Below are 10,660 nucleotides of genomic sequence, written 5' to 3'. Positions count from 1 at the left end.
TTATACTAGAACCTCTTTCAGTGACTCATACACGTATTGAATCTGGTCATCTGTCAAATCGGGGTACATTGGTAAGCTGATCGCTGAATCATAGTAGGCTTCAGCTACAGGAAAATCCCCAAATTTAAAACCTAGATTTTCATAGTAGGGCTGCGTATGCACAGGAATGTAGTGAACATTTACACCAATACCTTTGGCACGTAATGCTTCAAAAACTTGTTTACGTGATGCTTTAAGCTCACCCAACTTCAGACGAATCACATATAAGTGCAAACCTGAATAACTTTCAGGAATCTGGTAAGGTAAAATGACAGGCAGATCTTTCAAAACTTCATTATATCTTTTTGAAATTGTATGACGCTTTTCTACAAATTGAGTTAATCGATGCATTTGAGATACTCCCAAAGCCGCCTGTAACTCCGTCATACGATAATTAAAGCCTAATTCTACTTGTTGGTAATACCACGGCCCTTCAGTCTCTTTACTCATTAATGCTGTATTGCGGGTAACACCATGGCTTCTTAATAATTCCATTTTTTGTGCCAAGATTGCATTATTGGTTAATGCCATACCACCTTCTGCAGTGGTCACAATTTTTACAGGATGGAAACTAAAAACTGTAATATCAGAATATTTACATGCACCTATAAACTCAGACTGGTATTTTCCACCAATCGCATGAGATGCATCTTCAATAATATGAAACCCATATTCTTTAGATAAAGCATAGATTTTTGCCATATCGCATGATTGTCCACACAAATGAACAGGAATCACTATTTTAGGTAACTTATTTTCTAATTTAGCTTGTACTAATTTTTGCTGTAATGCATCTACAGACATATTATAAGTCTGTGCATCAATATCTACAAAATCAACGTCTGCACCACAATAAAGTGCACAATTCGCAGAAGCCACAAAAGTAATAGGAGATGTCCACAATACATCTCCTTTTTGCAATCCCAATGCCAAGCAAGCGATATGTAAAGCAGAAGTTGCACTATTTACTGCCAATGCATATTCTGTACCAACATAATCGGCAACTGTTTTTTCAAATAAAGGAACTTGTGGGCCTTGTGTAAGAAAATCTGACTGAAGAACACTGACTACTGCATCAATATCTTGCTGGTTTATATTTTGCTTGCCATATGGGATAAACATTTTAGATATTTCCTATTTTTTCACGATTAGCTTGTATCCAATCTTGTAGTTCAGCATCGCTCATCCACTCAGTATTATTATCACTCGCATACACAAAGCCTTCAGGTACTTTCTTACCGTCTTTAATACGTTTTGGACAAGTTGCCCACTGATTAATTGTAGGAAGAATTTTGAAGTGTTCTGGATACTCATAGGTGTAGTAAGCATCTTCAGCACTAATCATTTGCTCATGCAGCTTTTCACCAGGACGAATACCAATCACTTCTTGCTTGGCTTCAGGCGCAACAACGCGAGCCAAGTCTGTCATTTTCATAGATGGAATTTTTTTAACATAAATCTCTCCACCTACCATGTCGTCAAAAGCATGCCAAACCAAATCCACAGCATGTTCTAATGAAATCATAAAACGAGTCATACGTTCATCAGTAATAGGTAATACACCACTATCTTTAATTGACAAAAAGAATGGGATTACAGAACCACGAGAGCCCATCACATTTCCATAACGCACGACTGAGAACTTAGTACCATGCTCACCAGAGTAGGAATTACCAGCAACAAATAATTTATCAGAAGCTAGTTTAGTCGCTCCATACAGGTTAATTGGACTGCTCGCCTTATCTGTTGAAAGCGCTACAACACCTTTTACACCCTTATCAATACAAGCATCGATGAGGTTCATCGCACCATTAATATTAGTTTTTACACATTCAAAAGGATTATATTCTGCTGTTGGAACAATTTTAGTGGCTGCTGCATGTACGACGTAATCAACCCCATCTAGTGCACGATAAAGACGCTCTTTATCACGCACATCACCAATAAAAAATCTAACACGATCATCACCTTGGAACTTTTTAGCCATATCCCACTGTTTCATTTCATCACGAGAGAAAATGATGATTTTTTTAGGATTATATTTTGCAAGCGTCATCGGCACAAAAGTGTTACCGAAAGAACCAGTGCCACCGGTTATAAGGATTGTCGAGTTAGTTAGCATTTGTTCCTCTGAGAAACCTGGGTTTAAAATCTACTAGGTATAAGATTAATATTCTAAATTCTAATCTACTTTTAAAAAAGTACATGTCCGTTAGATATAGACTATTTGTAATAAATAAGTCACTTATACTGAATTTCACAATAAATAATTTTTTGTAAAAGATCTGTCGGCAGGGATACTAGCAGAAAATTATGAAGTTTCTATTATGATTTGTGCTCACATTTACTAAAAAATAGCGTAGTGTATATTTTTTGTGAAAATTTAATATTTTATTTATAATTCTTAAATAGCTTATGCTTTTTTGAGGGCATCAATTTTCTATCTTGTAAAGTTCGAACATCGTTACAAATTGCTATGTATATAACCTATAACTTAGGTAGAATAGCCTCATTTTAAAATGAATTTAAAAATTAATATTTGGGAAAACATGTGCGACATTTTCAATTAATTCTTTTATTGGCAGGCGGTATTGCTACCACAGGATGTGCGGTCACCTCTGGTTTACAAACCTACGACTTACCTAGCGAAGGCGTTTTTCAAACCGACCTTGGCACTACAGTGAATGTCATAAAACTTACTCAAGATTCTATTATGGCTGTTCAGCCTGCCGTACAGAATATTCAACAAGAATATGCCCATCTTTTTAGTGCGCAGCATCGTAACTACAGTCTAAGTTCAGGGGATATTTTATCTATTTATTTGTGGGCTTATCCAGAACTCACATCTCCAACGAATATTAGTAGTGAGCAGTCTGCTCAAGCGAATGGTTTCCAAATCGATTCCGAAGGTTATATTCAGTTTCCAATTATTGGCCGTTATAAAGCCGCAGGAAAATCACTGACCCAGGTCAACCGTGAATTACGTAGTCAACTATCACGTTACCTAAAAAATCCGGATGTGATCGCACGAGTACTATCTTATCAAGGTCAACGTTATTCGGTTCAAGGTAAAGTTCTGAAAGGCGGTCAATTCTATTTAAGCGATCAACCTGTTAGTGTTTATACTGCTTTAGGGATGGCAGGCGGTGTAAATGCAGAGCAGGGTGATAATGCTTCTATCACATTAGTACGCCAAGGACGCTCATATAGTCTGAACACTGTAGAGCTAGAAAAAGCTGGCCTCTCACTCCATAATCTGCTGATTCAGCCCAATGACACCTTATATGTCAATAATCGCGAAAATCAAAAAATTTATGTTATGGGTGAATCTGGCAAAAATCAGTCATTACCCATACGTGATCAAGGCATGAGTCTGAGTGATGTACTAGGAGAAAGTTTGGGCTTAAATCCACTTTCTGCCAGTCGGAGTAAAGTTTATATTGTAAGAAGTCAACCAAATGCACTTCACACTGAAGTCTACCAGATGGACTTGACCAGTATTGCCGATTTCGGTCTCGCTAATCAGTTTAAAATGCGCAGTAATGATATTGTTTATGTGGATGCATCTGGTTTGGCACGCTGGCAACGTGTAGTGAATCAGATTATTCCATTCTCAAATGCTTTATATAATTTTGAACGTTTGGGGAACTAATGAGAATTAAAAATATTTTGGTGGTTTGCATTGGCAATATTTGCCGTAGTCCTATGGCAGAATACTTTTTAAAACAGGAATATCCTCATTTAGAGATAGAATCTGCGGGTATTTCCGGTTTAGTCGGTCATGCAGCTGATGGAAAAGCCAGCCTATGCATGCAACGTTTTGGGATTGATATGAGTCCACATATTGCGAAAAAACTAGATGCTGAACTGATCAAAAAAGCTGACCTAGTTCTTGTGATGAGTCAAAATCAGCAAAAGCATATAGAACAAACCTGGCCTTTTGCCAAAGGTAAAACGTTTAGATTAGGTCATTGGCAGAGTACAAATGTTGCCGATCCTTATCAACATGATCAAGCATTCTTTGATGAGACCTGCCAGTTGATTCAAGCCTGTATTGCTGACTGGAAAAAATATATTTAAGTTTTTTAATATTTTCACTTTTTGATATGTAAATTATGAGCCAAACCGCCAACACCGAAGACACCATTGATTTAAAAGAATTATTTTTTTCTTTAATTGCGCAATGGAAACTTATTGCATTGTGCATTATTTTAAGTCTGATTTGTGCCTTACTGTATTTAAGAACCACACCGGATACTTATGCAGTAGATGCCATGGTACAAGTCGAAGACAGTAAAGGTACTTCCGCTGCATTGTTAGGGGATTTATCAGGTATGATCGACCAAAAATCCCCTGCTCAAGCCGAAATTGAAATTCTGAAATCACGTTTGGTATTGGGCGAGGTCATCAATCATTTAAATTTAAATATTCGTGTATCTGGTATAGAGGATAGCTTCTGGAACCGGTTAATGGCCAACCATCAATACGCCACCGAGTATTCAGAAAAATCTGTATTATTTAAAGATAATCAAAACAGTTTTGATATTCGCCAATTCGATATTCCTCAATACTTCCAAGATAAAAACTTAATTTTAAGCTTTGAGCCAGGCAAATATAGCCTGACTGATGCGATCACAGAACAAGTAGTTTTTTCTGCTCCCCTAAATCAAGTAAGTCAATCCTCATCTGAATATGGCCTCTGGAAAGTAGGTATTTTTAGTCAAGACAGTTTTGATGCCGTTTATAATATACAAAAGCAAAGCCTACCTGCTGCGATGCAATCTTTAACCGCCAATTACTCAGTCGCTGAAAAAGGTAAGATGAGTGGTGTGCTGGGATTAAACTATCAAGGCAATGACAAACAACATATTACTGAAGTTTTGAATGCAATTTTAGCTGCTTATAGCCAGCAGAATATTGAACGTCGTTCAGCAGAGACGGCTCAAACACTTAAGTTTTTAGAAGATCAATTACCTGAACTCAAACAACAACTCGATGTTGCAGAGCGTGAATTTAACCGTTTTCGTCAGCAATATAATACTGTAGATGTGACTAAAGAATCGGAATTATACTTAACTCAGAGCATCACTTTAGAAACAAAAAAAGCAGAACTGGAACAGCTAGTTGCAGAAGCTTCAGCTAAATATACCGGCGAACATCCAATGATGCAGCAAATGAATGCGCAACTCAGTGCAATCAATCAAAAAATTGCTGAACTAAATGGGACTTTAAAACGTTTACCTGAATTACAACGTCAGTACTTACAATTTTTCCGTGAAGTCGAAGTGAAGCAACAATTGTATACAGGTTTGCTCAATTCGTATCAACAACTTCGAATTGCTAAAGCAGGTGAAATTGGTAATGTCCGTATTGTCGATACTGCGGTTGAACCCATTGAACCAATTAAACCAAAGAAATTACAGATTCTGATTTTAGCAATTTTCCTTGGTGGTTTCTTAGGAACATTGCTGGCATTGTTACGTAATATGATGCGCTCAGGTATTAAAGATGCGGCTCAGATCGAAAATGAGTTGGATCTTCCTGTCTATGCCACTGTACCGCGCTCCGTTATTCAAGAAAGTCGTATTAAATTATTAAAAAAGAAAAAGAATATTCCTATTCTTGCAGTTAAAGATAGCAGTGATATTGCAATTGAAAGCTTACGTAGTATGCGAACAGCGATTCATTTTGCCCTCATGAATGCCAATAATAATGTAATTGCTATTTCGGGCCCTGCTCCGGAAATTGGTAAATCGTTTATTACCACTAACTTGGCAACTATTTTAGCGCAAGGCGGAAAACGAGTATTAGTGATTGATGGTGATATGCGTCGAGGTTATTTACATAAGTATTTCAATGCAGAGGTACAACCAGGTTTAGCAGAACTATTGAATCACCAAAATAGCTATGCAGATGTAGTACAAAACTCTACTGTAGAGAACCTGTTCTTTGTTACTCGAGGCAAAAGCCCAGTCAACCCTTCTGAACTTTTGAGCACAGATCAATTTAAAGCATTTTTAGATCAGGCATCAGCCTCTTTTGATCATATCTTGATTGATACTCCACCAGTCCTTGCCGTGACAGATGGTATTATTATTGCACAATACGCAGGCGTTAATTTATTGATTGCACGTCATGGAAAAACCCAAATTAAAGAACTTGAAATTACTGTCAATCGTTTTGAACAAGCTAATGTAAAAGTTAATGGTGTTATTCTAAATGACGTACAAAAAGGCTCTGCTGGTAGTTATGGTTATAATTATGCCTATGCTTATACTGCACATAAAGATAATGACTAATCTATTCTAAACTCAAATTTCACACTCTGTTTGAGCAGGGTGTGAAATTATCCTTCCTTACATTTATTGCAAATGATTGTTGAAAAAATCAACTAAAAAACCTATCGTGGTTATAGTTTAAAAGTCCTGAGAATATACAAGAATGTTATCCAAAACACTGCTCGCTACCTTGGCATTAAATTCTTCCCTCGCCTTTGCACAAGGCATCGCTTTAAATGACCAAAACTTACGTACCGATTTAAACTGGCTTAATCAGCAGGGTGTGATTCAAATCAGTACTTCCACTTGGCCAATGAGTGGTGATGAAATTCAACGTGCTCTTGCCCAAGCTAAAATCAACAATAATACTCAGCAAAAAGTAATTGATACTGTATTGACACATTTGAATGCCAATAACCAGTTGCTCAAAGCATCCTTATTTGCAGAAACTGATCAAAAGAATATTCCTCAAGCCTTTGGCGATCAGCAAAAAGCGCAATACCAGATAGGCATCGAGCTAAATGCGGGTAACGAGAACTGGGATGCCAGAATTCGTGTGAACGCAGAAAAAGATCTACAGATTGACAATGATCAAGATCTTAATCTTGAAGGCTCATATATCGCTGGAAAATTATGGAATCAATGGCTGATTGCTGGACAGATCCCAACCTACTGGGGTCCTGCACATGATGGCAGTTTAATTCGTGGTGATGCCAACCGCCCTGTCTATGGCATGACGATGCAGCGTGCCGAACAGAATGCCTTTGCAAACAAATGGTTGGCCTGGATTGGACCTTGGCAATATCAAGCTTTTGCCGGACAACTGGATGACTACGATGCTGTGCCTGATGCCAAACTGATTGGCTTACGTGTCACTGCACAACCTTTACCCTCTTTGGAGCTTGGTGCATCACGTGCTATTCAATGGGGTGGTGAAGGAAGACCTGAAAATTTTGACTCATTTTGGGATGCATTAATTGGTAAAGATAATGTATATGGCGACACCATTAATCCGTCAAATCAAATTGCTGGTTTTGATGCACGCTTAAATCTACATCCCCTCGTGCAAGTCCCGATGGGTATCTATGCGCAATATGTTGGTGAAGATGAAGCAGGCGGCTTGCCGGCCAAAAAAATGTATTTGGCTGGAGTCGATTATTCATCAAGTTATAACAATATGCCTTTCCAACTGTATACCGAATGGGCAGACACGCGTACCAATGGCAAGGTACAGGGCATTTCCTATAATCATAGTGTATATACAGATGGTTTTTACCAACATGGCTATCCTCTAGCGCATGCTATAGGAGGTGATGGACAAATGATATCTATTGGCGGTGATATTCGTTTTGATTCTTTAAATCGACTCAATGCACGGGTATTATTAGCCAAACTAAATGAATCCAATCGAGCCACTAATCTGGCGTTTCCGCAGCAAGATGAATTAAAAGCGCTAGATCTAACCTGGACACATTATCTACGCCCAGACATTCCACTTAAACTGAATGGGTGGGTGGGTGACTCTAAGGTACATGGTAACGATGGCGGTGTATCAATTGGTATCGAATTCCCCTTAGAAAAGGGCTTATTTTCCTATTAAGACCTATTCAACACTCAAGTACGGGTGGTAGCGACAACTTTCCCATAGCTCCCAAAATACTGATGAAACTGAAAATAAAAAACTAGCGCTTGCTGGTTTTTTATTGAGTATCCGATAATGCATCGAGCTGCCCTACACCGACTGAACCAGTCTTTAAAAAGGTGATTGACCCCAGCCCGCTGATAAATCAGCTACTTATGAGAGAAGGGTCAATAATCACCATACTTATCAACTAATATATGGCTCAGTAGCTCAGGACTGACTATACCTTTTATTAATCACTTGCGTCAGCATCAATTTTCTAGCCTGAGTGTCACATTGATCTCAAACCACTTTTCATACACTTACTATTTTTGTAGAACTGTCAATCTAACATTCAGTTTTTTACTCGTATCTCATTCGATACCTGTAGTTGATAGCCATAGGTGCATTGTGCTAATACTCGCCTATGCTCAATATTAATAGTCTACATATAATCTTGTAGTACTCCGCATTTAGCTTTCGTGAAAGTCTTATTTATGCATACTTGGTGTTATTTCACCTCTTTTGTAAATAAACTAGTGTCATGAATGCTTTTTTTTGAAAAGCGCGCAGCACCGACTTCCTGATCAGGAGCATTGACTCCCTCTTGACTCAACATCACTTTAGCCGTTTTAAACATAATTTTAAAATCAAGCCATATATTATACCGTTCAACATATTGCACATCTAATTCAAATTTTTCTTCCCAAGATAAATTATTACGTCCACTGACCTGAGCAAGTCCTGTCATACCAGGTTTTACTTCATGTCGTCTCATTTGTTCTTCAGTATAATGTTGAAGAAACTCTTTCATTTGAGGTCGAGGTCCGACAATACTCATATCTCCTTTTAAAACATTAATCAGCTGAGGCATTTCATCTAAACTAGTAGAACGTAATTTTTTTCCAAATGAAGTGATGCGAAGTTTATCAGGTAAAGGATTACCATCCTTATCTATTGCATTCCTCATAGAACGAAATTTAATCATTTTAAATAATTTACCATTTTTACCCGGTCTTTCTTGATAAAAGAAAATTGGAGAACCTAAATTTTTTTGAACCTTATAAGCCACTATAATAAAAATTGGAAATAATATAATTAAAGCCATTAATGCAATAACTATATCAATTAATCGCTTAGATACATCTTCTTTACCTTCAAATAAATAAGCAAAGGAATAAAAATGTACTTGAGGTATTAAAGAATTTCTTAAAATTAAATTACCTTTATGCATAAAATACCTAAATTTTTTTTTATTCATTTTATTTGATCGATCTTTTTCTGAAGAAAATTGTATTATTTTACTTCTATATTCACCCTTATTTTCTGAATATCTTTTTAATAAAATATTATTTTTCTCATCAAACAAAGGTTTATATATTAAAATATTACTTTCTTGATTTTTTTTGATTTTATTTTTATATTTTTTTAGATTCATTAATAAACACCTCGATATGTCTATTTTTTTTCAATCATATCAAGAGTGTTATTTTTTAAGTAGAGGTATATTTTAGGTAAAGGCTACCAACCAAAAAATAATCTTATAATAATATTTTTTTATTAAATTTTTTATTTAAATATTATTAATGAAAATTTATTCAATATTGCAACAAATTTTTTACAAATTCTTCAACAAAATAAGCCACTTCGTAAATTATTTCTATTTAATAAGACCTACTACATATTAATAGTAAATAAAGAAAGTTATTGTTAATCGAATAAAATATTCATTACAAAATACAATACAGCTCACATTAAAAAAAATGTGACAAAATGTAAGGTAATGCTAGACATTGTGATAAAGAACACGAATTTTACATCGGATCAACAGGATCAACAGGATCAACAGGATCAACAGGATCAACAGGATCAACAGGATCAACAGGATCAACAGGATCAACAGGATCAACAGGATCAACAGGATCAACAGGATCAACAGGATCAACAATTCTATTAGATGGATATCCAAATCCCTAAAATTTACTTATATCATTTGTAAAAATTTGAATAACATAATTTTTATAATTTAATCATTATGTCCTTGAGTTATTTTGACTATTGATAGTCATATTCAGGTTAGTTTTTATATTTTCATATATTTTTATATAAAAATTTCAATCCTGTACTATCTACAGTTTCGTAAAATCTACAGCTGCTTTTTGATAGTGAAATACAATATTCATATATTCTTATCTTTTTTTAAAGCACCGGATAGTCCAATGCTATTTAACTAAGTACAGATAGATTGCGATTAGGCTTATAAAAAGCTCTAAACATACGTAAAAAAGTTTAAATGGGGAAATAATCATTAAAACAGTATTGAATGACAACACAGAAATAGATTTGACTTTAATCTTAGCAGTCATTCGATTGCACATAATATTGAGTATTAACATCAAACCGAATCGTGATATTTTTGATTTATTAAGGATTAGTTATAGAGATGACAATTAGTTGGCCATCAAATTATTGCTTAAGACTTATTCGCTGTGTGATTCATAGACATCATTTCAATATAATGGGTGTCTATGAACAGAGAAATTCAACAAAGACTCGTATGGGTTAAATTATTTGAAGAGACTGAATAGCCACCAAAATTCTAGACACACCTAACCATCTTTTGATGGGCCTTTTCATAATCTAATGGAGAACGCTGACCATTGGAACCATGTCTGCGTTTTGAATTGTAGAACATCTCAATATATTCAAAGATATCAGACCT

General features: G+C 35.9%; 9 protein-coding genes. 5 read left to right on the top strand and 4 right to left on the bottom strand.

The window, feature by feature from the left end; all coding sequences use genetic code 11:
* The gene (gene pseC / locus AC13CK_RS06205; protein ID WP_425880026.1) at positions 1 to 1,161 is read right to left on the bottom strand and encodes a UDP-4-amino-4,6-dideoxy-N-acetyl-beta-L-altrosamine transaminase; all 1,161 of its coding nucleotides are present in this window, start codon (positions 1,159 to 1,161) and stop codon (positions 1 to 3) included.
* A gap of 1 nt (position 1,162) precedes the next feature.
* Positions 1,163 to 2,161 carry a UDP-N-acetylglucosamine 4,6-dehydratase (inverting) gene (gene pseB / locus AC13CK_RS06200; protein WP_425880027.1) on the bottom strand — a complete coding sequence of 333 codons (999 nt, stop codon included), beginning with the start codon at positions 2,159 to 2,161 and terminating at the stop codon, positions 1,163 to 1,165.
* A 429-nt stretch (positions 2,162 to 2,590) separates the two neighbouring features.
* On the opposite strand from pseB, the gene AC13CK_RS06195 reads away from it, so the two are divergent.
* From AC13CK_RS06195 to AC13CK_RS06180, 4 genes are all read left to right on the top strand, one after another.
* Positions 2,591 to 3,691 (top strand): polysaccharide biosynthesis/export family protein, encoded by a 1,101-nt coding sequence (locus tag AC13CK_RS06195; RefSeq protein WP_425880028.1) that lies wholly within the window; start codon positions 2,591 to 2,593, stop codon positions 3,689 to 3,691.
* Positions 3,691 to 4,119 (top strand): low molecular weight protein-tyrosine-phosphatase, encoded by a 429-nt coding sequence (locus tag AC13CK_RS06190; protein ID WP_425880029.1) that lies wholly within the window; start codon positions 3,691 to 3,693, stop codon positions 4,117 to 4,119. Before AC13CK_RS06195 ends, AC13CK_RS06190 begins: the two co-directional genes overlap by 1 nt.
* Before the next feature lie 35 nt (positions 4,120 to 4,154).
* Positions 4,155 to 6,338, top strand: a complete 2,184-nt coding sequence (locus AC13CK_RS06185; RefSeq protein WP_425880030.1) for a polysaccharide biosynthesis tyrosine autokinase — start codon at positions 4,155 to 4,157, stop codon at positions 6,336 to 6,338.
* A gap of 142 nt (positions 6,339 to 6,480) precedes the next feature.
* Positions 6,481 to 7,917 (top strand): capsule assembly Wzi family protein, encoded by a 1,437-nt coding sequence (locus tag AC13CK_RS06180; protein ID WP_224217118.1) that lies wholly within the window; start codon positions 6,481 to 6,483, stop codon positions 7,915 to 7,917.
* A gap of 532 nt (positions 7,918 to 8,449) precedes the next feature.
* Here AC13CK_RS06180 and AC13CK_RS06175 read toward each other — a convergent pair.
* Positions 8,450 to 9,136: a sugar transferase gene (locus AC13CK_RS06175; protein ID WP_425880056.1), complete on the bottom strand. Its 687-nt coding sequence runs from the start codon at positions 9,134 to 9,136 to the stop codon at positions 8,450 to 8,452.
* A gap of 585 nt (positions 9,137 to 9,721) precedes the next feature.
* On the opposite strand from AC13CK_RS06175, the gene AC13CK_RS06170 reads away from it, so the two are divergent.
* Entirely contained in the window at positions 9,722 to 9,895 is a 174-nt protein-coding gene (locus AC13CK_RS06170; protein ID WP_482831016.1) for a hypothetical protein, read from the top strand.
* A gap of 642 nt (positions 9,896 to 10,537) precedes the next feature.
* On the opposite strand, the gene AC13CK_RS06165 is transcribed toward AC13CK_RS06170, so the two are convergent.
* A partial coding sequence (locus tag AC13CK_RS06165; RefSeq protein ID WP_482830859.1) for an IS3 family transposase occupies positions 10,538 to 10,660 on the bottom strand: 123 nt, incomplete at its 5' end.

The sequence above is a fragment of the Acinetobacter sp. L-24 genome (genome assembly GCF_056857555.1).
The sequence above is the reverse complement of the archived record's forward strand: the minus strand, read 5'-3'. Positions and strand labels throughout refer to the sequence as shown.

Bases quoted from the DNA above. Each gene is read 5' to 3' on its own strand.
- pseC (WP_425880026.1), bottom strand. From the start codon at position 1,161: ATGTTTATCCCATATGGCAAGCAAAATATAAACCAGCAAGATATTGAT.
- pseB (WP_425880027.1), bottom strand. From the start codon at position 2,161: ATGCTAACTAACTCGACAATCCTTATAACCGGTGGCACTGGTTCTTTC.
- AC13CK_RS06190 (WP_425880029.1), top strand. From the start codon at position 3,691: ATGAGAATTAAAAATATTTTGGTGGTTTGCATTGGCAATATTTGCCGT.
- AC13CK_RS06185 (WP_425880030.1), top strand. From the start codon at position 4,155: ATGAGCCAAACCGCCAACACCGAAGACACCATTGATTTAAAAGAATTA.
- AC13CK_RS06180 (WP_224217118.1), top strand. From the start codon at position 6,481: ATGTTATCCAAAACACTGCTCGCTACCTTGGCATTAAATTCTTCCCTC.
- AC13CK_RS06170 (WP_482831016.1), top strand. From the start codon at position 9,722: ATGCTAGACATTGTGATAAAGAACACGAATTTTACATCGGATCAACAG.